At 63.9% G+C, this 26,254-nt stretch carries 33 protein-coding genes, 1 tRNA gene and 1 pseudogene; 18 read left to right on the top strand and 17 right to left on the bottom strand.

Annotated elements, in window-relative coordinates; genetic code table 11:
• Positions 1–6: 6 nt before the first annotated feature.
• Positions 7–708, top strand: coding sequence for a class I SAM-dependent methyltransferase (locus ACFLEY_RS37615; protein ID WP_028172841.1), 702 nt, complete (start codon positions 7–9; stop codon positions 706–708).
• A 239-nt stretch (positions 709–947) separates the two neighbouring features.
• Here the strand turns inward: ACFLEY_RS37615 and ACFLEY_RS37620 are convergent, their stop codons facing one another.
• Complete coding sequence (locus tag ACFLEY_RS37620) at positions 948–1,319, bottom strand: helix-turn-helix transcriptional regulator (protein WP_038965431.1); 372 nt, start codon at positions 1,317–1,319, stop codon at positions 948–950.
• 113 nt (positions 1,320–1,432) lie between these two features.
• Here ACFLEY_RS37620 and ACFLEY_RS37625 point away from each other — a divergent pair.
• The 3 genes and pseudogenes from ACFLEY_RS37625 to greA all read left to right on the top strand — a co-directional run bounded on the left by ACFLEY_RS37625 (position 1,433) and on the right by greA (position 6,914).
• Positions 1,433–2,604 (top strand): annotated as a pseudogene (locus tag ACFLEY_RS37625) (MFS transporter).
• Positions 2,605–2,746: 142 nt separating this feature from the next.
• Positions 2,747–6,211 (top strand): carbamoyl-phosphate synthase large subunit, encoded by a 3,465-nt coding sequence (carB, locus tag ACFLEY_RS37630; protein ID WP_060910579.1) that lies wholly within the window; start codon positions 2,747–2,749, stop codon positions 6,209–6,211.
• Positions 6,212–6,440: 229 nt separating this feature from the next.
• Positions 6,441–6,914 carry a transcription elongation factor GreA gene (gene greA, locus ACFLEY_RS37635; RefSeq protein ID WP_011090113.1) on the top strand — a complete coding sequence of 158 codons (474 nt, stop codon included), beginning with the start codon at positions 6,441–6,443 and terminating at the stop codon, positions 6,912–6,914.
• A 310-nt stretch (positions 6,915–7,224) separates the two neighbouring features.
• Here the strand turns inward: greA and ACFLEY_RS37640 are convergent, their stop codons facing one another.
• Complete coding sequence (locus ACFLEY_RS37640) at positions 7,225–7,704, bottom strand: Lrp/AsnC family transcriptional regulator (RefSeq protein WP_027547667.1); 480 nt, start codon at positions 7,702–7,704, stop codon at positions 7,225–7,227.
• A gap of 267 nt (positions 7,705–7,971) precedes the next feature.
• Here ACFLEY_RS37640 and trxB point away from each other — a divergent pair, with 267 nt between their 5' ends.
• The 5 genes from trxB to ACFLEY_RS37665 all read left to right on the top strand — a co-directional run bounded on the left by trxB (position 7,972) and on the right by ACFLEY_RS37665 (position 13,008).
• Positions 7,972–8,937 (top strand): thioredoxin-disulfide reductase, encoded by a 966-nt coding sequence (gene trxB, locus ACFLEY_RS37645; RefSeq protein ID WP_060910578.1) that lies wholly within the window; start codon positions 7,972–7,974, stop codon positions 8,935–8,937.
• A 5-nt stretch (positions 8,938–8,942) separates the two neighbouring features.
• Complete coding sequence (locus ACFLEY_RS37650; RefSeq protein WP_028172837.1) at positions 8,943–9,866, top strand: LysR family transcriptional regulator; 924 nt, start codon at positions 8,943–8,945, stop codon at positions 9,864–9,866.
• A gap of 448 nt (positions 9,867–10,314) precedes the next feature.
• Positions 10,315–11,223 carry a 4-hydroxy-tetrahydrodipicolinate synthase gene (locus ACFLEY_RS37655; protein WP_060910577.1) on the top strand — a complete coding sequence of 303 codons (909 nt, stop codon included), beginning with the start codon at positions 10,315–10,317 and terminating at the stop codon, positions 11,221–11,223.
• A 103-nt stretch (positions 11,224–11,326) separates the two neighbouring features.
• A complete protein-coding gene (locus ACFLEY_RS37660; protein WP_060910576.1) occupies positions 11,327–11,521 on the top strand; it encodes a hypothetical protein in 195 nt (64 codons plus the stop codon).
• Between the two features lie 215 nt (positions 11,522–11,736).
• Positions 11,737–13,008 (top strand): hypothetical protein, encoded by a 1,272-nt coding sequence (locus tag ACFLEY_RS37665; protein WP_060913055.1) that lies wholly within the window; start codon positions 11,737–11,739, stop codon positions 13,006–13,008.
• A gap of 135 nt (positions 13,009–13,143) precedes the next feature.
• On the opposite strand, the gene ACFLEY_RS37670 is transcribed toward ACFLEY_RS37665, so the two are convergent.
• The 15 genes from ACFLEY_RS37670 to ACFLEY_RS37740 form a co-directional block, all read right to left on the bottom strand.
• On the bottom strand, positions 13,144–13,524 hold the full coding sequence (locus tag ACFLEY_RS37670; protein WP_060911667.1) for a hypothetical protein: 381 nt from the start codon (positions 13,522–13,524) through the stop codon (positions 13,144–13,146).
• Positions 13,521–14,189, bottom strand: coding sequence for a hypothetical protein (locus ACFLEY_RS37675; RefSeq protein WP_060911666.1), 669 nt, complete (start codon positions 14,187–14,189; stop codon positions 13,521–13,523). The genes ACFLEY_RS37670 and ACFLEY_RS37675 overlap by 4 nt, the downstream gene beginning before the upstream one ends.
• Positions 14,182–14,511 (bottom strand): hypothetical protein, encoded by a 330-nt coding sequence (locus tag ACFLEY_RS37680; protein WP_060911665.1) that lies wholly within the window; start codon positions 14,509–14,511, stop codon positions 14,182–14,184. The genes ACFLEY_RS37675 and ACFLEY_RS37680 overlap by 8 nt, the downstream gene beginning before the upstream one ends.
• Positions 14,508–14,717 carry a hypothetical protein gene (locus tag ACFLEY_RS37685; protein ID WP_060911664.1) on the bottom strand — a complete coding sequence of 70 codons (210 nt, stop codon included), beginning with the start codon at positions 14,715–14,717 and terminating at the stop codon, positions 14,508–14,510. The genes ACFLEY_RS37680 and ACFLEY_RS37685 overlap by 4 nt, the downstream gene beginning before the upstream one ends.
• The gene (locus ACFLEY_RS37690; RefSeq protein WP_063685610.1) at positions 14,717–14,905 is read right to left on the bottom strand and encodes a hypothetical protein; all 189 of its coding nucleotides are present in this window, start codon (positions 14,903–14,905) and stop codon (positions 14,717–14,719) included. Before ACFLEY_RS37690 ends, ACFLEY_RS37685 begins: the two co-directional genes overlap by 1 nt.
• Before the next feature lie 40 nt (positions 14,906–14,945).
• The gene (locus tag ACFLEY_RS37695; protein ID WP_060911663.1) at positions 14,946–15,143 is read right to left on the bottom strand and encodes a hypothetical protein; all 198 of its coding nucleotides are present in this window, start codon (positions 15,141–15,143) and stop codon (positions 14,946–14,948) included.
• The gene (locus tag ACFLEY_RS37700) at positions 15,143–15,355 is read right to left on the bottom strand and encodes a hypothetical protein (protein ID WP_060911662.1); all 213 of its coding nucleotides are present in this window, start codon (positions 15,353–15,355) and stop codon (positions 15,143–15,145) included. The genes ACFLEY_RS37695 and ACFLEY_RS37700 overlap by 1 nt, the downstream gene beginning before the upstream one ends.
• Positions 15,355–15,591 (bottom strand): helix-turn-helix domain-containing protein, encoded by a 237-nt coding sequence (locus tag ACFLEY_RS37705; RefSeq protein WP_249162753.1) that lies wholly within the window; start codon positions 15,589–15,591, stop codon positions 15,355–15,357. The genes ACFLEY_RS37700 and ACFLEY_RS37705 overlap by 1 nt, the downstream gene beginning before the upstream one ends.
• Positions 15,591–15,833, bottom strand: a complete 243-nt coding sequence (locus ACFLEY_RS37710) for a hypothetical protein (protein WP_060911661.1) — start codon at positions 15,831–15,833, stop codon at positions 15,591–15,593. Before ACFLEY_RS37710 ends, ACFLEY_RS37705 begins: the two co-directional genes overlap by 1 nt.
• A gap of 81 nt (positions 15,834–15,914) precedes the next feature.
• Positions 15,915–15,990 (bottom strand) — tRNA-Phe (locus tag ACFLEY_RS37715).
• A 376-nt stretch (positions 15,991–16,366) separates the two neighbouring features.
• Positions 16,367–16,717 carry a hypothetical protein gene (locus ACFLEY_RS37720; protein ID WP_060911660.1) on the bottom strand — a complete coding sequence of 117 codons (351 nt, stop codon included), beginning with the start codon at positions 16,715–16,717 and terminating at the stop codon, positions 16,367–16,369.
• A gap of 113 nt (positions 16,718–16,830) precedes the next feature.
• A complete protein-coding gene (locus tag ACFLEY_RS37725) occupies positions 16,831–17,040 on the bottom strand; it encodes a hypothetical protein (RefSeq protein WP_129557566.1) in 210 nt (69 codons plus the stop codon).
• Positions 17,040–17,444 carry a helix-turn-helix domain-containing protein gene (locus ACFLEY_RS37730; RefSeq protein ID WP_129557565.1) on the bottom strand — a complete coding sequence of 135 codons (405 nt, stop codon included), beginning with the start codon at positions 17,442–17,444 and terminating at the stop codon, positions 17,040–17,042. Before ACFLEY_RS37730 ends, ACFLEY_RS37725 begins: the two co-directional genes overlap by 1 nt.
• 13 nt (positions 17,445–17,457) lie before the next feature.
• Complete coding sequence (locus ACFLEY_RS37735) at positions 17,458–18,396, bottom strand: recombinase RecT (protein WP_060911658.1); 939 nt, start codon at positions 18,394–18,396, stop codon at positions 17,458–17,460.
• Entirely contained in the window at positions 18,396–18,605 is a 210-nt protein-coding gene (locus ACFLEY_RS37740; RefSeq protein ID WP_060911657.1) for a hypothetical protein, read from the bottom strand. Before ACFLEY_RS37740 ends, ACFLEY_RS37735 begins: the two co-directional genes overlap by 1 nt.
• Positions 18,606–18,608: 3 nt before the next feature.
• Between ACFLEY_RS37740 and ACFLEY_RS37745 the strand changes: the two genes are divergently transcribed.
• The 9 genes from ACFLEY_RS37745 (at position 18,609) to ACFLEY_RS37785 (ending at position 26,254) form a co-directional block, all read left to right on the top strand.
• Entirely contained in the window at positions 18,609–19,667 is a 1,059-nt protein-coding gene (locus tag ACFLEY_RS37745; protein WP_211433415.1) for an AAA family ATPase, read from the top strand.
• A complete protein-coding gene (locus ACFLEY_RS37750; RefSeq protein WP_129557564.1) occupies positions 19,664–19,969 on the top strand; it encodes a hypothetical protein in 306 nt (101 codons plus the stop codon). The genes ACFLEY_RS37745 and ACFLEY_RS37750 overlap by 4 nt, the downstream gene beginning before the upstream one ends.
• Complete coding sequence (locus ACFLEY_RS37755) at positions 19,966–20,439, top strand: hypothetical protein (protein WP_060911654.1); 474 nt, start codon at positions 19,966–19,968, stop codon at positions 20,437–20,439. Before ACFLEY_RS37750 ends, ACFLEY_RS37755 begins: the two co-directional genes overlap by 4 nt.
• A gap of 41 nt (positions 20,440–20,480) precedes the next feature.
• On the top strand, positions 20,481–21,104 hold the full coding sequence (locus ACFLEY_RS37760) for a hypothetical protein (protein WP_129557563.1): 624 nt from the start codon (positions 20,481–20,483) through the stop codon (positions 21,102–21,104).
• 3 nt (positions 21,105–21,107) lie between these two features.
• Entirely contained in the window at positions 21,108–22,199 is a 1,092-nt protein-coding gene (locus ACFLEY_RS37765; RefSeq protein ID WP_211433416.1) for a phage baseplate assembly protein, read from the top strand.
• 31 nt (positions 22,200–22,230) lie between these two features.
• Positions 22,231–23,010: a phage baseplate assembly protein gene (locus tag ACFLEY_RS37770; RefSeq protein WP_060911651.1), complete on the top strand. Its 780-nt coding sequence runs from the start codon at positions 22,231–22,233 to the stop codon at positions 23,008–23,010.
• Positions 23,011–23,163: 153 nt separating this feature from the next.
• Positions 23,164–24,921: an IS21-like element IS1631 family transposase gene (gene istA, locus ACFLEY_RS37775; protein WP_100214066.1), complete on the top strand. Its 1,758-nt coding sequence runs from the start codon at positions 23,164–23,166 to the stop codon at positions 24,919–24,921.
• 4 nt (positions 24,922–24,925) lie between these two features.
• On the top strand, positions 24,926–25,693 hold the full coding sequence (gene istB / locus ACFLEY_RS37780) for an IS21-like element IS1631 family helper ATPase IstB (protein ID WP_038952109.1): 768 nt from the start codon (positions 24,926–24,928) through the stop codon (positions 25,691–25,693).
• Between the two features lie 123 nt (positions 25,694–25,816).
• Positions 25,817–26,254 carry a phage GP46 family protein gene (locus tag ACFLEY_RS37785; RefSeq protein ID WP_396604364.1) on the top strand — a complete coding sequence of 146 codons (438 nt, stop codon included), beginning with the start codon at positions 25,817–25,819 and terminating at the stop codon, positions 26,252–26,254.

The following is a 26,254-nucleotide window of genomic DNA, read 5'->3' on the forward strand; positions in this document are numbered from 1 at the left end:
GACACCATGGACGATTGGATCGATTATTACGACTCCACGCATACGATCTATGTCAGCAAGCTGCATCGCGATTTGCACTTCCAGATCATCGCGCGGGACATCATCGGCTACATCTCCTCGCCCGAGGCGACGGTGCTGGACTACGCCTGCGGCGAGGCGCTGTCGGCGAGCCAGGTAGCAGCCGCCTGCGGCAAGCTGATCCTTGCCGAGCCGGCGCCGGGCGTGCGCGGGCGGCTGATCGCGCGGTTTGCCCCGAACACCAAGATCCGCGTCCGCTCGCTCGACGACGTCCGCAAGATGCAGGACCAGTCCATCGACCTCGTGGTGATGAACTCGGTCGCGCAGTACATGACGCCGGAGGAGCTCGATGCCGCGCTGCTCAACATCCGGCGATTGTTGACCCCGTCCGGCAAGCTGGTGCTCGGCGACATCCTCCAGCCCAATGTCGGCATGTTCAGGGACGTGATGGCGCTGCTCGGCTTCGGCTTGCGTCACGGCTTCCTGAAGGACGCGCTGATCGGGCTGATCAGCACCGCGCTGTCCGATTACCGTCAGCTGCGCTCGCGCATCGGGCTGCAGCGCTACAGCGAGGACGAGATCACGGCCAGGTTGAAGGCGGCCGGGTTCGCGGTCCAGCGCGCCCACACCAATATCGGCCACAATCGCTGGCGCATGACCTTCATCGCGCGGCCGCCAATGGTTCGTTAAGCATAACAATTGGCTGAGGTGGCTTGTCGCACCTCGCTCGGACATGATCCATCCGGCCCGGTGGCGGAAGTGTCTACGCGAGAGCGGTGCATCGCTCTTTATCCTGGTTCAAATCCAGGCCGGGTCTCCACGCTTCGCCCTGACGGGCTACGCGTGGCGCAGCCATGCTAGACCGGCAGCGGAAGCGTGTCCGGCGCAACTTGAGCGAAGCGAAAGCGTAGACGGACTGTATCCGCGGCTCAATCTGCCTTGGCGACTTCACACTCCGACAGAAGCTGAAGCCGGTCCGCATCCTTGGCTGCGGAGCTGAGCACGGCATCGAGCAGGCCGGGGAAGCGTACCTCCAGATCCTCACGGCGCAGCCGCATGAAGCGGTTGGTGCCCGCCACGCGCGTCTGCATCAGGCCGCATTCGCGCAACTTGGCGAAGTGATAGGCGAGGTTGGATTTGCCGGCGAGACCATTGAAGTCACCGCAGCAGAGCTCACTGCTGACACGTTCCTGCTGGGCGAGCTGGTAGACGATCGCCAACCGGATCGGATCGCTCAGGCAATCCAGGACCATTGGCAGCTCGATCTGCTCGCGGGTGGGATGGAGGGGCGTGCGGCTCATGGTCCGAATCATAGCGATGCGGCCGCAATGTAGCTCAATAGTTCTTGAACCAATTGACACTGAAACCGTCGCGTTCGATAGTTCAATAAACATTGAACATAGGGATCTTTCCAATGAGCGTATTCTGGCTGGCCCTGGCGGCCTTCGCGATCGGCACCGAAGGCTTTGTTATCGCAGGGCTTTTGCCGGCGATCGCCGCCGACCTGTCGATTTCGGTCTCGGCCGCCGGCCAATTGGTGACCGCCTATGCCCTCACCTATGCCGTGGGCTCGCCGATCCTGGCGGTGGCGCTGAACAATATCGACCGCCGCACCGTGCTGGCTCTGGCGCTGACCACCTTCATCGCCGGGAATCTCGCCGCGATGGTGGCTTCCAGCTACGCCCTGCTTCTGGCTTCCCGGATGCTGATGGCCCTGGGCTCCGGGCTTTGCATGCCGACGGCGCTCGCGGTCTCGGTAGCCGTCGCCGCCCCTGAAAGGCGCGGCCGCGCGGTGGCGCTGGTCACCTCGGGACTGACGGTTGCGACCGTGATCGGCGTTCCGCTCGGCAATCTCGTCGGGAGCCTGCTCGGCTGGCGCGCGACCTTTGCCATGGTCGCCCTGATCGGTGCCGTTGCGCTCGCCGGCCTCCTGCTGGGCCTGCCCCGCGGCCTGCCGCGCAACACCGCCTCGCTCGGCGAGCGGCTGGCGGTGGCGCGTCACGGCAATGTCCTGGTCGCGCTTCTGATCACGATTCTATGGGGGCTCGGCGGCTTCACCGTGTTCACCTATTTCGCGGTGCCGCTGCGCGGCCTCGGCTTCGATGCCTCGCAGATCAGCCTTGCGCTGCTGGTGTTCGGCGGCGCCGCCGCGATCGGGAACATGCTCGGCGGCGTCCTGGCCGACCGGCTCGGCACACTCGCCACCGCAGCGCTCGGGCTCGCCGGCATGGCGACCGCGCTGATCCTGCATTCGCTGGTCCTCACAAATTGATGCCCGGACAGGCGCATTATGCCGTGCTGGGCACGATCTTCCTCTGGGGCATCTCGGGCTGGGCGTTCTATCCGGCGCAGATCGCCAGCATCATCCGGATCGAGCCGCAGGCCTCGATGATCGCGCTCTCGCTCAACGCCTCGTCGATGTATCTGGGCTTCGCCATCGGCGGCGCCTTGGGAGGCGCGGTGCTGGCCACGCTGTCGCCAAATGACCTCGGCTGGATCGGCGGAACGAGCGTTGCGGCCTCGCTTCTGGTGCACCTCGCCCGTGGCTGGCAGGCACGGCCAAAACCGGTCAAAATTGCCGGTTGATGGGTGTTTTTCGGGGTTTCGCCGCTCCGAAAACTGGTCTAAGACCCACCCGCGCGCGAGGGAGACCACCGCGCTCTCGGCCAAAGGGACGCGCAGCCGCGCGCCCTTTTTTTGTGCCCAAATCCGACTTCGGCGAGAGTTGATGCCCAAACGTACAGACATCACCACCATTCTGATCATCGGCGCCGGTCCCATCGTGATCGGACAGGCCTGCGAGTTCGACTATTCGGGCACGCAGGCGGTGAAGACGCTGAAGGAAGAGGGCTATCGCATCGTCCTCGTCAATTCCAACCCGGCCACGATCATGACCGACCCGGAATTGGCCGATGCGACCTATATCGAGCCGATCACGCCCGAGATCGTCGCCAAGATCATCGAGAAGGAACGTCACGTCATTCCCGGCGGCTTCGCGCTCTTGCCGACCATGGGCGGCCAGACTGCGCTGAACTGCGCGCTGTCGCTGCGCCGGCAGGGCACGCTGGAAAAGTTCGACGTCGAGATGATCGGCGCCACCGCCGACGCGATCGACAAGGCGGAGGATCGCCAGCTCTTCCGCGAGGCCATGACCAAGATCGGGCTCGAGACGCCGAAGTCCCGGCTTGCCAATGCGTCGGCATTGAAGAAGTCGTTCCGCGACAAATATCTCGCCGAACGCGAAAAGCTCTCCGGCGCCGCGCTCGAAGAGCTCGAGCGGCAGTGGACGCTGGGCGAAAGCGACCGCCGCAAGCGCTACCAGGAATACGCATTCGGCCAGGCCATGATGGCGCTGTCCGAGATCGGCCTGCCCGCGATCATCCGCCCCTCCTTCACCATGGGCGGCACCGGCGGCGGCATTGCCTACAACAAGGAAGAGTTCCTCGACATCATCGAGCGCGGCCTGGACGCGTCTCCCACCAACGAAGTCCTGATTGAGGAATCCGTGCTCGGCTGGAAAGAGTTCGAGATGGAGGTGGTGCGCGACAAGAAGGACAATTGCATCATCGTCTGCTCGATCGAGAACCTCGATCCGATGGGCGTGCACACCGGCGACTCCATCACGGTGGCGCCGGCACTGACGCTGACCGACAAGGAATACCAGATCATGCGCGACGCCTCGCTGGCGGTGCTGCGCGAGATCGGGGTGGAGACCGGCGGCTCCAATGTGCAGTTCGGCGTCAATCCCGACGACGGCCGCATGGTCGTCATCGAGATGAATCCGCGCGTGTCGCGTTCCTCCGCGCTGGCTTCGAAGGCCACCGGCTTTCCGATCGCAAAGGTCGCCGCCAAGCTCGCGGTCGGCTACACCCTGGACGAGATCGCCAACGACATCACCGGCGGCGCCACGCCGGCCTCGTTCGAGCCGACCATCGACTACGTGGTCACGAAAGTGCCGCGCTTCGCCTTCGAGAAATTCCCCGGCGCCTCCACGACGCTCACGACGTCGATGAAGTCGGTCGGCGAAGTCATGGCGATCGGCCGCACCTTCCAGGAAAGTCTTCAGAAGGCATTGCGCGGGCTCGAGACCGGATTGACCGGCCTCGACGAGATCGAGATCGAGGGGCTGGGCCAGCACGACGACAAGAATGCGATCCGTGCCGCGCTCGGCACGCCGACACCCAACCGCCTGCTCCAGGTCGCCCAGGCGATGCGGCTCGGCTGGTCGAACGAGGACATCTTCAACTCCTGCAAGATCGATCCGTGGTTCCTCGGCGAGATGCGCGGCATCGTCGACATGGAGGAGAAGGTCAGGAAGAACGGCCTGCCGGGCAATGCCTTCGGCATGCGCACGCTCAAGGCCATGGGCTTCTCCGACGCGCGGCTCGCGGTGCTCGCCGACACGACGGAAGCCGAGGTGACGGCGAAGCGCCACGCGCTCGACGTTCGCCCGGTCTACAAGCGCATCGACACCTGCGCGGCCGAATTCGCCTCCCCAACCGCCTACATGTACTCGACCTATGAGGCGCCGTTTGCTGGCGCTCCGGCGGACGAGAGCACGCCATCGGACAAGAAGAAGGTCATCATTCTCGGCGGCGGGCCCAACCGCATCGGCCAGGGCATCGAGTTCGACTATTGCTGCTGTCACGCCTGCTTCGCGCTGCACGACGCCGGCTACGAATCCATCATGGTCAACTGCAACCCGGAGACGGTGTCGACCGACTACGACACCGCGGACCGGCTCTATTTCGAGCCGCTGACCGCCGAGGACGTGCTGGAGATCATCGCGAAGGAGCGCACCAACGGCACGCTGCATGGCGTGATCGTGCAGTTCGGCGGCCAGACGCCGCTCAAGCTGGCGCGCGCGCTCGAGGCCGCCGAAGTGCCGATCCTTGGCACCTCGCCGGACGCCATCGACCTCGCCGAGGACCGCGACCGCTTCAAGCGCGTGCTCGACAAGCTGCGGCTGAAGCAGCCGAAGAACGGTATCGCCTATTCGGTCGAGCAGGCGAGGCTGGTCTCCGCCGATCTCGGCCTGCCCCTGGTAGTGCGCCCGTCCTACGTGCTCGGCGGCCGCGCCATGCAGATCATCCGCGAGGAGAACCAGCTCAACGACTATCTGCTCGGCACGCTGCCGGAGCTGGTGCCGGCCGACGTCAAGGCGCGCTATCCGAACGACAAGACCGGGCAGATCAACACCGTGCTCGGCAAGAACCCGCTGCTGTTCGACCGCTACCTGTCGGACGCGACCGAAATCGACGTCGACTGCCTCTGCGACGGCAAGGATACCTTCATCGTCGGCATCATGGAGCACATCGAGGAAGCCGGCATCCATTCCGGCGACAGCGCCTGCTCGCTGCCGCCGCACTCGCTCGATGCGAAGATGTTCGAGGAGCTGGAGCGGCAGACGCGCGAACTCGCGCTCGGCCTCGACGTCGTCGGCCTGATGAACGTGCAATACGCCATCAAGGACGGCGATATCTACGTGCTCGAAGTCAACCCGCGCGCCTCGCGCACGGTGCCCTTCGTCGCCAAGGTGGTCGGCACGCCGGTCGCCAAGATCGCCGCACGCATCATGGCCGGCGAGAAGCTCGCCGATTTCGGGCTGAAGAAGGCGCAACTCAAGCATGTCGGCGTCAAGGAATCCGTGTTCCCGTTCGCGCGCTTCCCCGGCGTCGACACGGTGCTCGGCCCCGAGATGCGCTCGACCGGAGAGGTCATGGGCATCGACCGCTCGTTTGCGGTGGCCTTCGCCAAGAGCCAGCTCGGCGGCGGCACGCGGGTGCCGCGCAAGGGCACGGTGTTCGTCTCGGTGCGCGAGAGCGACAAGACGCGCATCGCCGAGGCCGTTCGCGAGTTGCATTCGCTCGGCTTCAAGGTGCTGGCGACGTCGGGCACGCAGCGCTTCCTGACCGACCAGGGCATCCCGACCGAGAAGGTGAACAAGGTGCTCGAAGGGCGGCCGCATATCGTCGACGCCATCACCAATGGCGACGTCCAGCTCGTCTTCAACACCACCGAAGGCCCGCAGGCGCTCGCCGACAGCCGTTCACTGCGGCGCGCGGCCCTCTTGCATAAAGTGCCGTATTACACCACTCTTTCCGGGGCCGTGGCGGCCGCGCAGGGCATCCGCGCCTATCTTGGCGGGGACCTTGAGGTTCGTACCCTGCAGAGCTACTTTTCGGAAACCTGATCGCGAACGGAAGGCTAGGCCTTGAAAGGTTAAGCCTTCCGCTAAGTGATTGGCAGTCAAGCCACAATGGCCGCAGGAACTGTCCGGCCATATGGTTGTTCTGTTCCGGCGCCAAGCCCATATCTGTCGACGTCCGGCGGCTCATGTACCGATCCCCGGAAATACCGACGAATCAAGGTTGGGCGCCCATTCGCGTTCTGGGGCGCACGATCGAAGGACGAGAGAGAAGATGGAAAAGGTTCCGATGACTTCGGCCGGGTTTGCCGCGCTCGGGGAAGAATTGAAGAAGCGCCAGTCCGAGGACCGTCCGCGCATCATCGAGCATATTGCGGAGGCGCGCTCGCACGGAGACCTGTCGGAAAACGCGGAATATCACGCCGCGAAGGAAGAGCAGTCCCACAATGAAGGCCGCATCGCCGAGCTCGAGGACAAGCTCGCGCGCGCCGACATCATCGACATCTCGAAACTGTCCGGCGACACCATCAAATTCGGCGCCACCGTGACGCTGGTCGACGAGGACACCGAGAAGAAGGCGGTGTGGCAGATCGTCGGCGAGGTCGAGGCCGACGCCAAGAAGGGCCGCATCTCCATCACTTCGCCGCTCGCCCGCGCGCTGATCGGCAAGAAGAAGGGTTCGACCGTCGAGGTCAACGCACCCGGCGGCGCCAAGGCGTATGAGATCACCAAGGTGGAGTGGCGGTAAGGATTTGCCGCTGCGCGTGATGATGTTTTGAAAAGGCCGCGCAAACCGCGCGGCCTTTTTGTTTAGGCGTGTTGCTCGGAATGACGGTGTGGAGACCGCGAAGCGCAACTCTATCACCGTCACCCTGAGGTGGCCGCTTCTTCAGCTGCCCTCGAAGGGCGACGGCCCCATTGTTGCCTCGCGCGGCGACACGCGGGCCGCCCATCCTTCGAGGCTCCCGATGGGGCGCTCCGCGCCCCATCACTCGCACCTCCAGCGACGAGCGCTACGCGCTCGCGCGGGGGTGACGAGACTAACAGGCTTGGCGAACCTACCGCCGCCCCTTCACATCCAGCGGCACGGCCGCCTCATATTTCGAATTGTGCAGCACCAGCGAGGTCCGCACGTTGCGGACATGGGGCGCGGCGGTCAGGTGGGTGACGAAATCCTGGAAGGTCGCCATGTCGGGCGCGACGCATTTCAGGATGAAATCGACCTCGCCCGACAGCATCCAGCATTCCCGCACCAGGGGCTCGGCGCGGACGAACTCCTCGAAGGCGCGCAAATCCGCCTCGGCCTGGCTGGACAGGTGCACGGCCGCGAACACCGTGACGTCGAAACCGAGCTTTCGCGCGTCCAGCAGCCCGCGATAGCCGTGAATGTAGCCCTCCTCCTCCAGCGCCCGGACCCGGCGCAGGCAGGGCGGCGGCGAAATGCCAACCCGCTTGGCCAGCTCAACATTCGTGATTCGACCGTCGGCCTGAATCTCGGTGAGAATTTTCAGGTCGATCTCGTCTAGGTTCCGCGACACGTGATTGGAACTCCTGGCCTTTGCGGCGGTATCGGGTGGGTTTGTCGCAATCCTCATAGCCCAGTCCGCCCCCATTGCGCAATTTTATTGCGCGTGCAGCGCAATCGACTTTTGTTCCCTGTTGGAAAAATCCGCCGACAGGGAATGCAATTCTTGCATAGCTCACCAGAACGCTTAGATTAGCTCTGATATTTCAGCGCCTCCGCGAGGCCTCCTGGCTCCTTCCGCGCCCGCGCTGCAAATCCCCCGTGAAAGGCGTCCATCGAAATGTCCGCTCCTGTTTATGCAAAGGTCGTGATTATTGGCTCTGGCCCCGCGGGCTACACGGCGGCGATCTACGCCGCGCGTGCGATGCTCGAGCCGATCCTGATCCAGGGCATCCAGCCGGGCGGCCAGCTCACCATCACCACCGACGTCGAGAACTATCCGGGCTTCGCCGACGTGATCCAGGGCCCCTGGCTGATGGAGCAGATGGAGAAGCAGGCGGTCCATGTCGGCACCAAGATCGTCACCGACCTGGTGACCAAGCTGGAGACCGGGCGACGGCCGTTCCGCCTCACCTGCGACAGCGGCGACGTCTATCTCGCCGAAACCGTGATCCTCGCCACGGGCGCGCAAGCGCGCTGGCTCGGGCTGCCGTCCGAAGGGAAATTCCAGGGCGGTGGCGTCTCGGCCTGCGCCACCTGCGACGGCTTCTTCTACCGCGGCAAGGAAGTGATCGTGGTCGGCGGCGGCAATACCGCGGTCGAGGAAGCGCTGTTCCTCACCAACCATGCCTCGCAGGTCACCATCGTGCATCGTCGCGACCACTTCCGCGCCGAACGCATCCTGCAGGAGCGTCTGTTCAAGCACCCGAAGATCAAGGTGGTCTGGGACTCAGCCGTCGACGAGATCTGTGGCACCGAGAACCCGAACAAGGTCACCCATGTCCGCCTCAAGAACGTCAAGACCGGCAAGCTCACCGAGCTGAAGGCCGACGGCATCTTCATTGCCATCGGCCACGCCCCGGCGACCGAGCTGGTGAAGGACCAGGTCAAGCTCAAACCGTCGGGCTATGTCGAGGTCGCCCCGAACTCGACCGCCACCTCGGTGCCCGGCCTGTTCGCCGCCGGCGACGTCGCCGACGAGACTTATCGCCAGGCCGTGACGGCCGCAGGCCTCGGCTGCATGGCAGCACTCGAAGCCGAACGTTTCTTGGCCTTGCGCGCCAGCGAGCGTGCAGCAGCGGAATAAAGATCATGCCTCGAACACGCGACGGATTTACGGATATGGACTGGGACAAGCTGAAGGTGTTTCACGCGGCGGCTGAAGCGGGCAGCTTCACGCATGCGGGCGAGCAGCTCGGCCTGTCGCAATCGGCGGTCTCGCGCCAGGTCTCGGCGCTCGAGCAGGAGCTCTCGGTCTCGCTGTTCCACCGCCACGCCCGCGGCCTGATCCTCACCGAGCAGGGCGACCTCCTGTTCCGCACCGCGCATGACGTGTTCATGCAGCTCCAGGCGGCGCGCGCCAAACTGACCGACAGCCGCGAGCGGCCGAGCGGCGATCTTAAGATCACCACCACGCCCGGCGTCGGCATCAACTGGCTGATCCCGCGGCTCGGCGAATTCACCGCGCTCTATCCGGAGATCCGGATCTCGCTGATCGTCACCGACGAGGAGCTGGACCTGTCGATGCGCGAGGCGGACGTTGCGATCCGCACCCGCAAGCCGACGCAGCCGGATCTCATCCAGCGCAAGCTGTTCGCGATGGGCTTCCACGCCTATTGCTCGCCTGATTACATCAAGCGCTTCGGCACGCCGCGCACGCTGGAGGAGCTCGACTCCCACCGCATCATCACGCTCTCGGACGGCACCTTCGCGCCGCATCTTCAGAACCGCAACTGGCTGGTCGAAGCCGGCCGCAACGGCTCGGGTCCGCGCGAGGCCTATTTCAGGGTGAACAACATCCTTGGCCTGGTACGCGCCTGTCAGCAGGGCCTCGGCATCGCCGCGCTGCCGGATTATCTGATCGAAGAGCAGAGCCGTCTCGTGCAGCTGTTCGGCGAATCGGATTCGATCCAGCTCGATACATATTTCGTGTATCCCGAGGAGTTGAAGACGGTCGCGCGCGTGCAGGTGTTCCGCGACTTCGTGGTGAGCAAGGCGCAGCGCTGGCCTTCCTGATTTCCGCATGTCTGACATGCGGCCTCGGCTGTTGCTGCATGGCGTTAGGCAAGCTCATAATGTTTGCACGCTGAGCCTTCGCGTTGCGCATTTGTCCCCCTCCTCCAGTGGCGCGGGAGTTCAGTAATCCCTCTTGGAAGGTGATTGTGTCGGCCTCACGTGGCCAATACCTTAAGCCGGGCTCGTTCGAGCCCGGCTTTTTTTCTGCCCAATTCGGCATTCGCCTTCCGCGTGTATTGACAGTTCCACGTATCGCCCGCTTCATTTGCGAATGATCACGAAGTCGTGCGCAATCGTTTCGAAAAAAGGCCCCCACCCGGGGACCTCGGTTTTTTGCGCGCGCTAACTACGCTTCGTCATCGCAGCAAATCCCGAAAACCCCGCCACCTGGACGGGGTTTTTTCATGTGCCCTCCGTCTCAGGTTTTTTCCCGAGAAGGAGACTGGACATGACCGGACTACGAGAACATTTGCACGGGCTCTGGCTGCCGCTGGTGACGCCATTCCGTGACGGCAAGCTCGACGAAATCTCGCTGCGGCGGCTGACGCGACATTACAGCGGACAGGCCGTCGACGGCTTCATCCTGGGGGCGACCTCCGGTGAAGGCATGACGCTGCGGGACGCCGAGCTCGAACGCCTCGTCGCCATCATCCGCGACGAGATGGCGGCCGGCCGCCGAACGTTGCCTATCTGCCTCGGAATGTCGGGCGCGGACACCTCGCGGCTGAAGGAGCGCCTTGATGAAACCGCGGACTGGCCGATCGACGGCTATCTGATCGCGAGCCCCTATTACGTGCGGCCGTCGCAACGCGGGCTCCTGGCGCATTTCGAAGCACTTGCCGACCACGCCGCCTGGCCGCTCGCGCTCTACAACATTCCCTATCGCTGCGCGGTCAACATCACCAACCAGACCATGCTGCGGCTCGCCGAGCATCCCAACATCGCCGGCCTGAAGGATTGCGGCGCCAGCCGCGAGCAGTCGATCGCGCTGTTGCGCGACCGGCCGGACGGTTTTCGCGTGCTCACCGGCGAAAACGCGAACTACCTTGAAGCGCTCATCGACGGCGCCGACGGCGGCATCGTGCTCTCGGCCCATGTCGAGACCGCGACGTTCGCGGCCGTGCATGCCGAGCTGAAGCGAGGCAACCGCGACGCGGCGCAGGCGCGCTGGCAGGAGGTCGCCGAGCTGACGCGCCTGTTGTTCACCGAGCCCAGCCCCGCGCCGGCCAAGCACTGGCTGTGGCGCAGCGGCCTGATCGACAGCCCCGAAGTGCGCCTGCCGATGGTGGAAGTCAGCAGCGAGCTCGCCGCTACGATCGACCGCGAGATCGAGCGGCGGATGAACGTCGCGGCGTAGCCCCCCTCTTCACCTCACTCGCATGTGGCCTTTCGAACGAACCGGTTGGCTCCGGTTCGAACGGCCGCGTGCTGCCCGACGCAATCTCAGTGGACATTAACCTATGCGACCTCACCGGTGGCTGTGCGCTCTCAAGGCCCTCTGGCAATTCCTGTCATGCGCGGGCGGCTTCACATGGGCCGACAAATATCCGGCGACGGCCTGGCTGCGCCGCGACATCGGCCTGAGCGAGGAGGTCGTGACGCGGGAGTGGAATCGGGTCGACGAGATCAGGCGCGAATACAGCGGGTGGGTTTAGCGCGACGCAATCTCACCTCGTGCACGCTGCCTTCCCTTCTCCCCTTGTGGGAGAATTTTGCATTTCCTTGCAGCGTCTTGCGTAAACCGGAGGGCTTCTAACCCCGTGAACTCCATAGTAAATTTTGCACAGTCCTGAAGCGGGGCGCAAGAGGTTGCACCCCGCACTTCCCGACACCGGGCCGGACACTAAAACAAAAAGGAATGTGCAAGATCATGGCGAAGCCCCGTAACTATTCCCTTGAGAGTCCCACTGCTCGATTGAAGCTCGATATCCGGAAGAAGCCGCACTGGCAACGGCTCGGCCCCGGCCTCTCGCTCGGCTATCGGCGCAACGAAGGCGCAGGTACTTGGTCGATCCGCGCCGCCGATGGCCAGGGCGGCGAATGGCTGAAGAAGTTCGGCATCGCCGACGACTTCACCAAGGCCGATGGAAAGGCCATCTTCAATTACGGCCAAGCGGTCACCGAAGCGCGCAAGCTGGTGCGCGGCGGCGACGAGGACGAGGTCGAAGAGGAACAAGGCAACAAGCCGGTCACGCTCGGCATCGCCATGGACCGCTACAAGGACGATCTGGTCTCGCGCGGCGCTGGCGCGAGCAACGCGACCACCCCGAAGGGCCATCTGCCCGCCAGCCTCCTGACCAAGCCGGTCCCGCTGCTCGACTCCCAGGAGCTGCGCAAGTGGCGCGACGCCATGCTGGCGAAGATGGCCCCGGCCAGCGTCAACCGGTACTGCAAGGTGATCAAGGCCGCGCTCAATCTCGCCGCCAAGGCCGACCGGCGCATCAAGAACGAGCACGCCTGGACGACTGGCCTCCAGCTGCTGCCCGATGCCAACGAGGTCAACAACGTCATCCTGACCGATCCGCAGGTCATGAGCTTCGTCCGGGCTGCCTATGCCCACGATGAAAAGCTCGGCGAGTTCACCGACGTGCTGGCGCAAAGCGGGGCGCGGCCCTCCCAGGCGGCTCGCCTCTACGTGCGGGACCTGATCGCGCACAAGACCGAGCCCCGGCTGATGATGCCGAAGTCGGCCAAGGGCGGCGGCCTCAACCGGACCAGCAAAAAGGTCGAGCGCTATTCGGTCCACATCACCCCGGCCTTGGCGGAAAGGTTGGCGAAGGCGGCGAAGGGTCGGCCCGCGAGCGCGCCGCTCCTGCTCCGGAGCAACGGCAAGACCTGGGGCGTCGATGGCAAGGGCGTATCGGACGACTATCGCGAGGATATCGCAGAGGTCGTCAAGGCCATCGGCCTCGATGCGGACGAGGTCACGCTATACGCGCTGCGCCATAGCTCGATTGTCCGCAACCTGCTGCTCAACGTCCCCATACGGGTCGTCGCCGCCAGCCACAACACGAGCGTCGCGGAAATCGAGCGGACCTATTCGAAGTTCATCACCGAGCATTCCGGCAACCTCTCGCGCCGCGCTCTGCTCGATCACCAGGCCGCACCAGCTGCCGATAACGTTGTCCCCATGGCTGCCTGATCAGCGCCCCGCTCAGGCGGGGCATTTTTTGTTTCGCGATCCCACAGGCTGCGTCTACGTCCAGTTGCATGGCGTGATCTGCCCTGTGCAGCTCGGCCACGATCTCGCCCGTTGTCAGGTTGATGACGCGGAAGGTCATTTAGCTGCCGGTCCCATGATCTCGCGGAAGTGCTCGCTGCAGACGTAGCTCGTCAGCGGGTGCCTGATCGGGTGCGGGTCGTCGGCAAAGACGACTTCCTCGACCTTGTGCGCGGCGGGCTGGCCGCAGAAGCAGCGCTCGCCTTCGCGGCTGCCTGGCAGCGCCGCTGATCGCTCGACCAGGCCGAGCAGCCAGACCACCAGGTTGGCGCGATCAGGGAGCACCAGCTCGTTGCCGGGGTTCGCCTCGCGCCAGAGGCGCACCGCCCGCATGTCGGCCTCCCACTGCAGATCGAAAATGTCCTGCAGCTCGGCTGCGTCTTCCTTGGCTGCGGCCAGCTCGGCCCGCAGGGCCTCGAGTTCGGTCTGTTCGCTCACTTCAGCACCTTCTGGATTTCGGCCAGCGACTTCTCGACCTTGTCGGCGAGTGCCAGCAGCCGCCGCATGTCGGGCTCCAGCTTGCGTATCTCTGCAAGCGCGGCCTGCGCCTCGGCGGCCTGTTCGCGGATATCCTCGTTGCCGACCTCGTCGCCGAAGTTCTCTTCCCGGAGCAGCTTCACCCAGGCGCGCGGCACGCCGAGATCATTTGCCACCTTCTCGTCGGTCCAGCCGCGCCCGTATCCGATCTTGCCGTCGATGTAGACATCGTTCAGCTTCTCGAAAATGATGCGCCGGTCCTCGCGCGTCATCACCTTGGCGTTCTCCTGCACCACCTGAAGCGACTGCTCGATTTTATTCACCACGGTCTTCTCTCCAGATCTCCGGATTGCTGCGAACTTCGCCGCGCTGAAGCATTTGGGGCAGCGGTGCGCGGTCGCGCTCTTGCCGATGCGCCAGCCCTTTTGCTCCAGCTTGCGCGCGATGAACTGCCACTCGATGTTGCCGTCCATGCCGCGCCCGTTCGCCATCAGGTTCACCGGCAACGGAACGGCGGTCTCGCAGTTGGGCGCTCCGCATCGCGCGATGATGCCCCGCACCAGCCTGCCGTCCTCGCCGTAAGGCACGCTGGTATGCTCGAATACGGTCGAGACGACGTTACTCATTCGATGCCCTCGCCACCGGCAGGAGTCGGTCGATGACCGCGCCAATGATCGAGGAAGGCTGGCCCTGGCCGTCCCGAGTGATGGCGCTGGCCAAGTTCTCGATCTGCGCGCCGTATTGCAGTGCGAGCGACAGCAGGACCGCGCCGTCACGCGCAATAGCCTCAACGGCTTCGCCGCTCTTGCCGCCCGAGATGAAGACCTCGCCGAGCGTGCCGTCCTCGTAGAAGCCGAGCGTGACGGCATAGCCGCGATTGAACCCCCCGAAGCTGATGTCGAAGGTATCCGCGCTGCGGCGCATCGGAAGGGCTCGGCGGTCGGTCATCGCATGTACTCCCGATGATGCTCGCTAGTTTGCAGGTCGACGATGTCGACCCAGCCGATGTCGGCGCGCTGGCGAAAAGCCGCCAGCTCGACCATCAAGCTGCCCTCGGTGGCGTGCGTCGTCATGATTGCGCAGTCGCCGCGCCGCTTCCCGTTGTCGGGGTCCTCGACGCCGTAGAATGCCGACACGCGCCACCGCCAGGCCATCACGCCGCCTCGGCGATCTTCGGCTTGCGGCGGCTGCGGCGCTCGCTTTCCAGCGCGCCCGAAACCTGGCGGATGCAGGAAATCAGGTCGTTGGCCTGCGCCTTGGTCGTGATCGCTGCGGTGACGTGCAATTCGAGCGCGTCGTTCTCCGTCTTCAACTGGATGTCGGCCCCCTTGGGAATACGCATAGACTTCTCTCCTTGTTTTGCCAGGACGACCTGGCGTTGCTTAAGACGCTTCGTTGTTGAGGATGATGTGCATGACCTCGGTCAGCCGCGCCTGGTAGGCGATGCCGATCAGACCAAGGCTGTCCGCAAACTGCTTGTCGTTTTTCAGCTCCATCAGGAACGCGGTGATGGCGACGCGAACCGACATGCTCTGGCCTTCGGTCAGCTTGTGCCCGTCGATGGTGATCATCGCCTCCATCACGGCCGCTCCTTTTCGGTGAACATTTCGGTCTGCGGCGCTTCGGCCGCCGCCATCGTGCGATAGTCGATGGCAATCGCCTCCATCAGCTCGATCTCGCGGTTCGCCTGGGCCTCGGTCATGAAGCCGTCGGCCACGCGCCGCCGATAGACGTGCTTGCGGTAGCTGATCTCGCGCAGCACGCAGCGCAGCTTGTCGGTGGTGGAGATCATCAGGTCCCCTCCAGTTCGCGCGCCCTGATCCAGGCCTGCGCGCTCTCGACGGAGATCAGCACCCGGCGACCGACCCGCATTTCCCTCGGGGCCTTACCCTCGTCGCGCAGGTTGAAGTAGTGCCGCTCCGAGATGCGGAAGGCGCGGCAGAACTCCGGGACCGTGTAGGCAAGCTGCGTCATCGGAGCCTCCGGCTTCTTGCGTGATTTGGCTTTCGCTTTTGCGGCGGACATCATCAGTGCGCCCCCTTCCGACGATGCAGGTATGCGTTGATCTGCTTGATTTCGTCAGCGACGCAGCGGTCGAAAAGCCCGTGCATCGCCTCCTGATGCTTCGGCTCGAAGCAGGCGACATATTCAGCGACGAGATAGGCCAGCGCCGCGCCCTCGCTGTCGAGGTCCATGTCCTCGCTCAGCTCGTGGAATGCGTTGATCAGCTTCGTGACGTTGTCGGCCATCTTGTTTTCATCAGCCGGCACGGCGGCACCTCCAGGACAGACGACGACCGATGTGGAAATAGCGGCGACCGCGCTTGCCGCAGACCGGATCGCGGGGGCGATTGGTGCCGGGGGATGGGTTCGAACCACCGACGCGCGGATTTTCGATCCGCCGCTCTACCGACTGAGCTACCCCGGCGAGCGGCTCGTCCAGCTCGCGACCGATGCGACGCGTCCACAGCGCATCGAAGTCATCGTCGTCAGCCAGGATCGGCGACGCCAGTGCGGCCGCGAGGCATTGCAGGAGGGCGCGTCGCGCGATCATGCCCGAGCCCTTCGCTTGCGCTTGGTCTGGGGCGCGGGTCGTTGGCTCATATCCTCACCGCGCGACGGCGTTGTGCGAGACGCCGCCTCCGTAGCTCCACCGGTCCCAAGGGCGTGGCGATCCAGCAACTTGCGAACGCGATAGGCCTCGGCGAAGTGATCGCCCGCATGGCAATGCGAGGTCTCACTGCGGCAGTGCGCTCCGCAGCAGATCGCCTGCGCAATTTCGAGGTCGCTGGGTCGGGTCATGATCAGTGCTCGGTCTTGTCTGCCTCGGCGTGGCCGTTGCCGCGCGCCTGGGCCAGGAACATCGGCATGTCGCCGGTCTCGGCAGTCAGCTTCGCGGCTTCAATTTCGCGCTCGTTGTCGTGGAATTTGCGAAGGCCGAGCATCAGGCTGCCGCCGATCTGGTCCAGCAGGCTCTTGATCGCCTCGGCGCGCCGCATCAGGTTGTCGCGCTCGGCGTTGACCTTGGTGACCTGGCGACGCAGGCTGTCGTTCTCGAACTCGATGACGGACTTGTTGCTCTTGAGCACCTCGTTTTCGGTGCGAAGCGACTGCAGCTCGGTCTCAAGCGAGGAGATTTCGTTGGCGAGGTTCATGGTCTCTTCCTTTCAGTGGTTCAGCGCCGTCCAGGCCAGCGCGGCGACGTAGATCAGCACCAGCCAGACGGCGAGGTTTGCGAACAGGATCAGCAGGCGAAGGCGGCCAATGCTCATTTCGAGAGTTTCCTTCGGATTTGAGATCGGACCTGCGTCGGAAACCAACGGCTGACGACGCTGCCGCGATGGAGCAGCACGACAGTTCGTTTCCCATCAGGTGCGGTGAAGTGGATGCGCGTGTGCCTGCCGCCTTCCGAAACCCGGACGTTCGAGCCGCCAGCGTCGTGGACGGCGGCAATCACATCGCGCACCACCTTCCGCATCACACGGTCTTTTCCAGGACGAGGCGGATCGAAAGTTCGTGCCGCGCGCAGGCGCGGATGACCGCGCTGTGGTCGATGTCGAAGGAGCGCGCGATTTGATGATAGCTCGCGCCGGTCACAACCTTGGTGAAGGCCATGATCTTCTGGCGCGTAGCGAGAACGTCGCGATTAGGTCTTGTCCGCAGGTCCTGGACGGTGGTGCCGAACACCTGCGCGCCAACCGCGCACGCGATGGTGCAATGGTTCAGATACGGGCGCGCTGCGCTGATTGCGTTGAAGTCGTCAAGCATCTTGCGATAGCGAGCGCCATCAGACACTGCGAGCGTGCTGCCCCCGTGGCAGGGCGGCCACGCCACCTGCAGGTCCACGTCATATTCGATCACCGGAAAACAACTATGCGTCACTAGTCATTCCCCCTTACGCATCACTCGAAGGACGATCACCCGCAGCGTCGGTTGCGGGCGCAGTCGAAGGTGCTTCGGCTTCTGACTTGGGCTTGGGCTTCGGCGCGTGCGATGCGGCGTGCGCGTCAATGGCGGCGATGGCCGCCTGGCCAATGGCGGGAGCGTTGCCGCTCAGGCGCTGCGCCAGGCGCGGCGAAACATCCTTGGCGGCGTCGGATGCGACGGTGAAGCCCGCATCCTCCATCTCGTCACGGCCGTACATGCCAGCGATGATGTCGGGGCAATACATTCGCGCCCAATCACGGCTCATGTTGTAGAACAGCTGCAGATCGGGCTTCTTGTCCCAGAGCGGCGAGCCTTTCACCTTGCCCTTGTCGTTGTGGCCAGGATGCAGCTTGCCGAGCGTGAACTGATCGGGGTCGGCGTCGAGAGGCGGAAAATAGCGCGGCTGCTTCTCGCCCTTGAAGGTGGCCCAAACCCGGCAGCGGCGCTTGTCGCCTTCGCCTTCATAGTCAACCTGCAAGCGGGTCGTGATCGGGGCCCGCTGTTCGATGATCGCGTGGAAGAACTGGGACTCGTAGGCAACCCGCTCCACTTTCTGGCCATTGACGTACTGCTCGACGGTGTACGTCCAGCTCGCGAGCGACAGCGGCGAGATGTCCAGCTCCTGCGCCTTCATGCAGATGCCGAACATGCCGCCGACGTTGCCCTGCAGCCACGGCGGGATCATCGGCCCTGCGGCCGACAGCAGCTTGGCCGCATCGACCATGTCGCGCAGGTTCGCGTAATCGACGCCGCCGCCCTTGAACAGCGTCACAGCTTCCGTGCGTTCGCTGACGACTTTCTCAGCATTCCCCTCCGCGAGATCGCGGCGGGTTACTCGCTCGGGCTGCGCCTGCTGCTGGGGCGGCGGCGTCTGCTGGGCTTCGTTGGTGACGGTCGTATCGGTCATCACGCAGCCTCCCGCAGCTCAAATTTGACGCGGTCATCAACCGACTTGCGATACCAGTCAGGCAGATCGACGTATTCGGCATCGGGGCGATCATCCCCAGGGCCAGGCCAGACGCCGCTCCGGTAGCATTCCCAGAACGTCTTGGCCGCCAGCTCATTGAGCGCGTGGCCGCGCGCCAGGTCCTCGTCCTTCAGCGTCTGGGCGCGCACGCAATGCGGCGACTTGCTCTCGACCCAGAGCAGCGTGAACGACGTTGCCGGAAGACCAAGCGCGCGAGCGCCTTCTCGAATTTTTTCTTTATCGAGTGGCCGGAGGGCACGAAGGACGCGAACGACTTCCTGCGGAGCGACGGCGCGACAGACCTGCGCGACAAGGTTATCCACGCGCCGATGCCGTGGCCGGTCGATGGCCTGTTTCGCATGAGCGACCTTGCGGATCCGCCGCCGATGACCGTCTGGCATCTTGGCTTCGACGGCTGCTGGAACGACCGCTGCAACATCGCGGCCGGTACTTTGTCGGTCGTGACCGGGCATCCCGGCATGGGCAAGACCACGCTGTGGACCCAGCTCTGGTACCAGATCATCGCACAGTACGGGCTCGTCGCATGCATCGCGAGTTTCGAGACCCGCCCGAAGCCGCATTTGCGGCGGCAATTGCGAACGCTACATGCGCGCAGGCTTGAAGGGACCTTGGACCCGCCCGAGATCGCCGCAGCCGACAGGTGGATCGAGGACCACTACCTGTTTTTGCAGCATCCTGAACGTCGCCCCACGTTGCAGTGGTTGCTCATGAATGCGGAAGTCGCCGTGCGCCGCAACGGTGCAAAAATTCTGCAGATCGATCCCTGGAACAGGCTTGAAGGAAGCCGCGAGCGGGACGAGAGCGAGACCGACTACATCGGCCGCTGCCTGCGCGAGCTGTACAGTTTCGCGGTCGATCTCGACTGCCATGTGCAGATCATCGCGCATCCGGCAAAGGCGGGCGATGGCTACCGCCGCAGCGATCCGCCCGAGCTTGAGCACATCCACGGCTCAAAGCACTGGGACAACATGGTCGACCAGGGCTTCGTGGTGCATCGGCCGCGCCTCTTCAATGATGCGGGTAAGTGCGAGTACTACGCCGAGCTTCATCACAAGAAAGCGCGTTTCGAAGAGCTGGGCTACGCAACGAAGCTCGGTCTGGAATTTCAGTACGACTGCGGTCGGTACGCGACATGCAATCTGCAAACGAAGAAGCCGAAGCAACAGGCGCTGGCCAGCGAGGATGAATGATGGATTACGCCGAGTATCTGCAATCACCGGAATGGCGGGCTAGAGCGGATGCAGCAATTCGTCGGTCGCGCGGCTTTTGCGAACGCTGCGGCCGTCCCGCGCAGGAGGTGCATCACAAGACCTACGAGCGGCTGTTTTGCGAGCTGGACGACGATCTCGAAGCGCTCTGCGCCGCGTGTCACCGGTTGGAGCACGGCCGATTGTCTCTGACCGAGGCCAGCCGACAGGAGCGGCGGCAGCAGGAGCATAACGAGCGGCGCGTGCGTGATTTCTATGCACCGAAACGGAGGTTGGGAAAATGAACTGCATGCTGATCCGGCGCGAGCCGATGAAGTTCAATCCGCTGGAAGACGTGGTGATGGCCGACGAGGCTCCCTCGATCTGGGACGGGCCCCACGTTGGGAAGCGGCTGTCCGAGGCGATGCAGACCCTGCGTCTGCTGCCGATGCCTGGCGTCTGCGGCTATCGCAAGGTGCGCGACCGGCTGATCGACGCGCTGGAGACCGAGGGCCCTGGCGTCCTGCAGCTATCGACGCAGCCGCCGCAGGTCGTGGTCGTGACGAAATATCGGATGACGGAGGAAGAGCGCTTCGGCGGCTTCTGCACCTTCGACATCACCTTCGTCGAGTATGGCATCGACCTGCGGTTCGATCCCGGCCAAGCGGACACCCAGGCGACTGTGGCGAACGCATCGCAGAACGTTCGCGACCAGGTGCAGCGCTCGCTTGCGCCGCCGTCGCCTTCCATCGGCACCGCAACGGTTGAAGCATGAAGCGCACAGACGCGAACGAGGCCGCTCCGCTCGTTGATCGGATGCTGGCCCTCCTGTTGTCATTCGTCCCGGCGAAGGGCCACGCGGGCATCAACGCCAGGACGGCCATCGGTGACACCAGGGCCAATGCGTACAAGCTGCTGATCGAGGACGCGATGGGGCCGCCGCTCGACAACTGCTTCGACCAGGCGCGCCAGGCGGGCATCACCTGGCAGCAGCTCGAAACCGTGCGCAGGCAGACGGAGCAGGAAAAGCCGGTCTCGCTCGGCGCGGTTCTGCTCCAGAACGCTGGCATCCGCCTTTGCCTGGCGACCGAGGGTTACATCCTCGCGGGCATGAGCTTCGTCAGTCGCCAGCAGGTCGATACGATCAAGGAGGCGCTGTTTCAGCCGTTTCAGGACGCCGAGGAGATCGCCGCCGACGATATGGACCAGATGACGTTCCAGGCGCTCATCACGCTGCACGGGGCGATCACCAACCATCTGGTTCAGACCGCGCTGCCGTTGCCGCGCATGCTGAACTATCAGTTCTTCATGCCGCTCCCGAGCCTGGTCATGGCGTACAAGCTCTATAGCGACGCTTCCCGCGCCGACGAGCTGCGCGTCGAGAACAAGGTCGTGCATCCTGCCTTCTGCCCGATGCTGGGCGAAGCCTTGTCGGCGTGATCGATGCCAAAGCCCCAGGAAACTGCCGTCCTCGTAGTGAACGGGCTCAAGTTCGAGGACTGGGAGTTCGTCATGGTCCGGCGCAACTGGGGCGACTCCTACGCCTATTTCCAGTTCAGCGCGGCCGAGCGCGACCCCGTCTTCAAGCAGGGCGGCCCGTTTCCCGATTGGCAGAAGCTTCAGTTCAAGCCGGGCGATCACTGCAGCGTCTATCTTGCGGGCTTCCTGGCGATCACCGGCTTTATCGAAATCCGCCAGGTTGCCTATGACGCCTTCAGCCACGGCGTGATGCTGGTCGGCAAGAGCTACACCGCGAACGGCGGCAAGAGCAGCGTCGATACCAAGACCGGCAGCTTCGACAACAAGAACGTCGCCCAAATCGCGCAGGAGGTCTGGGCTCCCTACGGAGTCGGCGTCAAGACTATCGGCCAGCTCGATCTGACGCCTTTCGACAAGCTGCAGAACAATAAGGGCGAGCCGGTCTGGGATTTCATGGAGCGCATTGCGCGGGATCGCGGCGTGCGGCTCGCCTGCGACGCCTTCGGCAACTTCCTGCTGATCGGGCAGCACACGTCGCCCGTCGTTGCCGGATTGATCGAGGGTAAAAACATCCTGTCGTGCCAGTGCATCATCGACAGCACCATGGTGTTCGAGAGCTACGACGTTCACGGCAGCTCACAGGGCAGCGACGATCACAACGGTACCGATGCCAGCGAGCAGAAGGCGACCGCGAACACGGGCGTCGGCAACGTCCTCTACAGCAAGCTGATCACGCCGATAGAGGAGTCGGTCAAGTCGCAGGGCGAGATGCAGGCGCGGGCCAACTACGAGAAGCTGTGGCACGACGGCACGCACATCCAGGCGACCATCACCGTGCAGGGCTGGCTGCGCGAGGGCATCGCACTCTGGAGCGAAGGCGAGCACGTTCACGTCTATTCGCCGATGGCGATGCTCGACACCGAGCTGGCCATCCAGCAGGTCGTGTTCACCCAGGACGACAAGAAAGGCAGCATCACGGTGCTCAACTGTGTTGATCCCGAGTGGCTGAACGCACAGCCGAGCTACAACGTCGGCGGCAACGGAGCGAGTGTCTGAGATGCATCGAGCCACACCGTTGAACAGCTCATTGCGCGGTTACTCCGCTGGTGGGGCGCGCGGTGTCGTCGACCAGGTCGATGACAGCAAGCTGATGCAGGAGATGGGCGGAAACTTCATGGCGAACGAGACGCGCAGCGGCGTCGAGGCCCCGCAGAACTATGGCTTCACCTCCGTCGTGTTCGACGCCGAGAAGGACGCCTTGGGCAAGATCAAGGCGAGTGCGGAGCACTTCTCAGCCTTCATCGGCGGCAGCCGCTCGTTCCCGGTCGCAGGCTCCATGGATGACCGCCGCCACCGGCTTTTCAAGCTTGAGAAGGGCGACACCGCGATGTTTCGCGGGCGCGGCGACAAGCAGCAATTCCATCTGACGCAGGACGGCGGCTTCTGGTCCGCTCCGCAGGATAAGACCGTCCGCATGCACCTGCTGCAGCAGGACAGCGAAAGCAACGCAACGATTGACCAGGGCGGCAGCGGCTCGTCGGGCGGCAGTTCGGCAGGCGGCCAAGTGGCGGCGCGCGATGCGGGCGGCGGATCGAGCGGCGGGCAGCAAGGCGGCCAGCAGCAGAAGCGCGGCCAGCAGGCGCTGTACAAGGACGGCCAGAAATCGCCTCTGTTCGTCGAGGTCACCAAGGACAAGACGCGGATGGGCGGCAACCAGTGTCACCTCGCGCTCGCGGATGGCAACACGTACCTGCATTGCCACACTGACAAGCAAGTTTATGTCGGCGCGGAGGCAGGTAAAGCATCATTCGATTACCTGGTGACGCTGTCGGGCCCGTGCGTGAACTCGCTGGGCAAGATCGGCTGACCGATGCCAGCGGGATACAACGTCCCTGACATCCGGCTGGTCCAGACCCCGTGGGTCGGTCAAAATCCCCCGGGTATGGTCACTTGAAACTCCCCCACCTGATGATCGCCGTCAGCGCCGCTGAACAGCAGTAGCCGGTCAGGCAGGACGTTTATGTTCGACCCCTTTAGCCAGCAAGGGGCCGGGGAGTTGAACGTCTTGAAGCGACATCTGCAAAGCACCGTACTTACATTACTTGATCGCAACACCAGCCAGCGCGAGATTCACCGGCTGACGGGTGTCGATCGCAAGACGATCCGGCGTTATCAGGCGCTGCGGGCCGGTGCGGAGGCAAATTCCCCCGGGGAAGTGACCACCGGCTCGGTGAGCGCGGACGGCCAAATTCCTCCACCCCGACCACCGGCTTTTGGGACATCGGAAGCGACGGTCACCAGCAGCCTGGCCCGTTCGGCTTGCGAAGCGCATCGGACGTGGATCGAAGAACAGGTCCGGCTGAAGCGGAACGCGCAGGCGATTTACCAGGACCTGGTTGATCAATTTGGCTTTCCGTCCAGCTACCAGAGTGTCAAGCGGTTTGTGCGCCGGTTGCGGCACGCTGATCCTGAGCAGTTTGATCGTCTTGAGTTCCTCCCCGGCGAGGAAGCTCAGGTCGACTATGGCGAGGGCGCGCCGACGGTTGATCCGAAGAGCGGGCGGTACCGTCGTCCCCGCCTGTTCGTGATGACGCTACGCTACTCGCGGCGCAGCTTCCGGCGGGTAGTCTGGAAGTCCAGCCAACAAGTCTGGGCGCAGCTCCACGAAGAGGCGTTCCGGTATTTTGGCGGGGTCCCCAGCTATGTCGTGCTCGACAACCTGAAGGAAGGCGTCCTCAAGCCGGATTTGTACGAGCCCCAGCTCAACCCGATTTACAGCGCGATGCTGGCTCATTACGCCGTGGTCGCCGATCCCGCGCGCGTGGCCGATCCAAATCGGAAAGGATGCGTCGAGAATGCGATTCAACATACCCAGGGCACTGCGCTGGCCGGACGGCGCTTCGAGACGCTGGAGGCGCAAAACGAGTTCTTGAGGCACTGGGAGGAGAACTGGGCTTCCAAACGCATCCACGGCAGCACGCGCCGTCAGGTCGAGGCGATGTTCCAGGAAGAGAAGCCGCACCTGCGGCCGCTGCCTGTCGCTCCCTTCCGCATCTTCACCGAAGTCGTCCGGACTGTCTGCGACGACACCACCGTACGCGTCGACAACAGCTATTACGCCGCGCGGCCCGCGCCGATCGGCAGCCAGGTCGTCGTGCGCATCTACACCACCACGATCGAGATCCGTGATCGCCACACCCGTGCGCTGCTGCGTGTTCATTCCCGGATGGCGCACCCCGGTTCTGTCGTCCTGCCGACCAGCGAACGGCCGTTCAACCCGTCGCGGCAAACCGCCGTGCTGCTGGCGAGCGCCGAGCGCATCGGACCGCAGACCAGGGCCTTGTGCCAGCAGGTGTTCGACACCGAAGGGCGCCCCGGACAGCGCGCGATGTGGGGCATTGTCGGGCTGGGCCGGAAGTATCCGGCGCGGCTGGTCGAGCAGGCCTGCGCGCACGCCATCGACAACCGCATCTACCGCTACAAGCACGTGCGTGCGACCGTCGAGCGGTTGTTCGAACAGGCGATCGAGCAGGTTGGAGTGACGCCACAGCCGGCATCGCCGCTCACCCAGGATCATCCGCTGATCCGTACCCCCGCGGAATACGGCGACCTCTTCAGCCGCGCTGTGCGGCGCGACGCCGACGACAATGGTCGGCAGGCCGAGGCTCACGACGATCACGCCACGGCAATCCGCGCTCGTGTCGCCTGCGCAACCCCGGCCAACTCCGGCGCCACGAGCGCTCCCGCTGCACCTTCTCACCTTAAACTGGAGACCTAGCCACATGATGACCATGCCGGAAATTGAGCGTTGCCTACGACAGCTGCGCCTGTCGGGTGTCCGCGACACGCTGCAGACGCGCGTGCTCCAGGCGCAGGGCGCCAACCAGCCCTTCCTCGAGACCTTCTCCCTTATCCTGCAGGATGAACTGGACCGTCGTCAGTCCCGTCTTATCGAGCGGCGATACCAGCAATCCGGGCTCGACGAAAAGCTGACGCTCGCCGAGTTCGACTGGTCCTTCAATCCCAAACTGCCACGTCAGACCTGCTTCCAGCTCCACACCCTGGCGTTCATTGCCGCTGGCGAGAACGCTCTGCTTGTTGGCAAACCTGGCACCGGGAAGTCGCACATCGCCAAGGCGATTGCCTATCAGGCGATCCTGCAAAGCCACAAGGTCCAGTATCTTGAGACCGACGACTTCTTTCACCGCTACGCCCTGAACTCTCCGGCACAACGCGAGGTCCGGCTGCGAACCATCATCGACTGCGATCTCCTCGTGCTGGACGATCTATTCCTCGCACGCGCCATCCCCGACGACGCCGGCACTTTGCTGCAGACCCTGATCCATCAGCGTTACAAACTGCGCCGCAGCGTCATCGTCACCTCCAATCGCGTCGTGCAGGATTGGGGGGCATACCTTGGGGACAACACTATGAGCACGACGATCCTCGATCGCCTTATGCATCATTGCCATCTGCTTGAGTTCGACGGACGCAGCTATCGGCTCAAAGAAGCCGCTGAAGCTCTTGCCCGGGAAACAAACTCAAACTAACAGTCCCTTGTCCTGCCTCGCGGGTGGAGGAATTTGACTGACCACACCCGGAGGAATTTGAAGTGACCCGCGGGGGTCCAGAACAACGTCTTTCCGCAATATTCCGTCACGGTCGACTGGTCGTTGCTGCCGGACGGCACGCTGGACGACACCCAGGCCCTCGCCACCGCGATCATCGTCGCGCTCGGCACCAACGCGCTCGCAGGCCCGAACGATATCCTGCCCGACCCGGACTCCAATGATCGGATGGGCTGGTGGGGCGATATGGATGCCCAGGCCATCTGGGGCGGCTGGGACATCGGCTCCAAGCTGTGGCTGTTGCGCCGCTCCAAGATCACACCGGCCCAGGCTCGCCAGGGTTCGACGCTGGTGATGGTCGAGAACTACATCGCGGCTGCGATCCAGCCGTTCGTCGACCGCAAGATTTGCTCGGGCTTCGATGTGTGGGTCACTCGAGTTGACCCGCAGCGGGTCGATGCCCTGTTGCGCATCTATCGCGGGCCCCTTCCTGAGATCGAGCTTCGCTACGCCGTCCTCTGGGACGCAATGCAAACCTCCTAA

This window comes from Bradyrhizobium sp. YCK136, from assembly GCF_044570075.1.
GTDB lineage: Bacteria > Pseudomonadota > Alphaproteobacteria > Rhizobiales > Xanthobacteraceae > Bradyrhizobium > Bradyrhizobium diazoefficiens.

Bases quoted from the DNA above. Each gene is read 5' to 3' on its own strand.
- ACFLEY_RS37750 (WP_129557564.1), top strand. From the start codon at position 19,664: ATGATGGATTACGCCGAGTATCTGCAATCACCGGAATGGCGGGCTAGA.
- ACFLEY_RS37725 (WP_129557566.1), bottom strand. From the start codon at position 17,040: ATGCGGAAGGTGGTGCGCGATGTGATTGCCGCCGTCCACGACGCTGGC.
- trxB (WP_060910578.1), top strand. From the start codon at position 7,972: ATGTCCGCTCCTGTTTATGCAAAGGTCGTGATTATTGGCTCTGGCCCC.
- ACFLEY_RS37735 (WP_060911658.1), bottom strand. From the start codon at position 18,396: ATGACCGATACGACCGTCACCAACGAAGCCCAGCAGACGCCGCCGCCC.
- ACFLEY_RS37650 (WP_028172837.1), top strand. From the start codon at position 8,943: ATGCCTCGAACACGCGACGGATTTACGGATATGGACTGGGACAAGCTG.
- ACFLEY_RS37765 (WP_211433416.1), top strand. From the start codon at position 21,108: ATGCCAAAGCCCCAGGAAACTGCCGTCCTCGTAGTGAACGGGCTCAAG.
- ACFLEY_RS37690 (WP_063685610.1), bottom strand. From the start codon at position 14,905: ATGCGTATTCCCAAGGGGGCCGACATCCAGTTGAAGACGGAGAACGAC.
- ACFLEY_RS37695 (WP_060911663.1), bottom strand. From the start codon at position 15,143: ATGGAGGCGATGATCACCATCGACGGGCACAAGCTGACCGAAGGCCAG.
- istB (WP_038952109.1), top strand. From the start codon at position 24,926: ATGATGACCATGCCGGAAATTGAGCGTTGCCTACGACAGCTGCGCCTG.
- ACFLEY_RS37620 (WP_038965431.1), bottom strand. From the start codon at position 1,319: ATGAGCCGCACGCCCCTCCATCCCACCCGCGAGCAGATCGAGCTGCCA.
- ACFLEY_RS37665 (WP_060913055.1), top strand. From the start codon at position 11,737: ATGGCGAAGCCCCGTAACTATTCCCTTGAGAGTCCCACTGCTCGATTG.
- ACFLEY_RS37680 (WP_060911665.1), bottom strand. From the start codon at position 14,511: ATGACCGACCGCCGAGCCCTTCCGATGCGCCGCAGCGCGGATACCTTC.
- ACFLEY_RS37700 (WP_060911662.1), bottom strand. From the start codon at position 15,355: ATGATCTCCACCACCGACAAGCTGCGCTGCGTGCTGCGCGAGATCAGC.
- istA (WP_100214066.1), top strand. From the start codon at position 23,164: ATGTTCGACCCCTTTAGCCAGCAAGGGGCCGGGGAGTTGAACGTCTTG.
- greA (WP_011090113.1), top strand. From the start codon at position 6,441: ATGGAAAAGGTTCCGATGACTTCGGCCGGGTTTGCCGCGCTCGGGGAA.
- ACFLEY_RS37755 (WP_060911654.1), top strand. From the start codon at position 19,966: ATGAACTGCATGCTGATCCGGCGCGAGCCGATGAAGTTCAATCCGCTG.
- ACFLEY_RS37760 (WP_129557563.1), top strand. From the start codon at position 20,481: ATGCTGGCCCTCCTGTTGTCATTCGTCCCGGCGAAGGGCCACGCGGGC.
- ACFLEY_RS37660 (WP_060910576.1), top strand. From the start codon at position 11,327: ATGCGACCTCACCGGTGGCTGTGCGCTCTCAAGGCCCTCTGGCAATTC.
- ACFLEY_RS37685 (WP_060911664.1), bottom strand. From the start codon at position 14,717: ATGGCCTGGCGGTGGCGCGTGTCGGCATTCTACGGCGTCGAGGACCCC.
- ACFLEY_RS37745 (WP_211433415.1), top strand. From the start codon at position 18,609: ATGCGGCGACTTGCTCTCGACCCAGAGCAGCGTGAACGACGTTGCCGG.
- ACFLEY_RS37675 (WP_060911666.1), bottom strand. From the start codon at position 14,189: ATGAGTAACGTCGTCTCGACCGTATTCGAGCATACCAGCGTGCCTTAC.
- ACFLEY_RS37655 (WP_060910577.1), top strand. From the start codon at position 10,315: ATGACCGGACTACGAGAACATTTGCACGGGCTCTGGCTGCCGCTGGTG.
- ACFLEY_RS37615 (WP_028172841.1), top strand. From the start codon at position 7: ATGGACGATTGGATCGATTATTACGACTCCACGCATACGATCTATGTC.
- ACFLEY_RS37720 (WP_060911660.1), bottom strand. From the start codon at position 16,717: ATGAACCTCGCCAACGAAATCTCCTCGCTTGAGACCGAGCTGCAGTCG.
- carB (WP_060910579.1), top strand. From the start codon at position 2,747: ATGCCCAAACGTACAGACATCACCACCATTCTGATCATCGGCGCCGGT.
- ACFLEY_RS37705 (WP_249162753.1), bottom strand. From the start codon at position 15,591: ATGATGTCCGCCGCAAAAGCGAAAGCCAAATCACGCAAGAAGCCGGAG.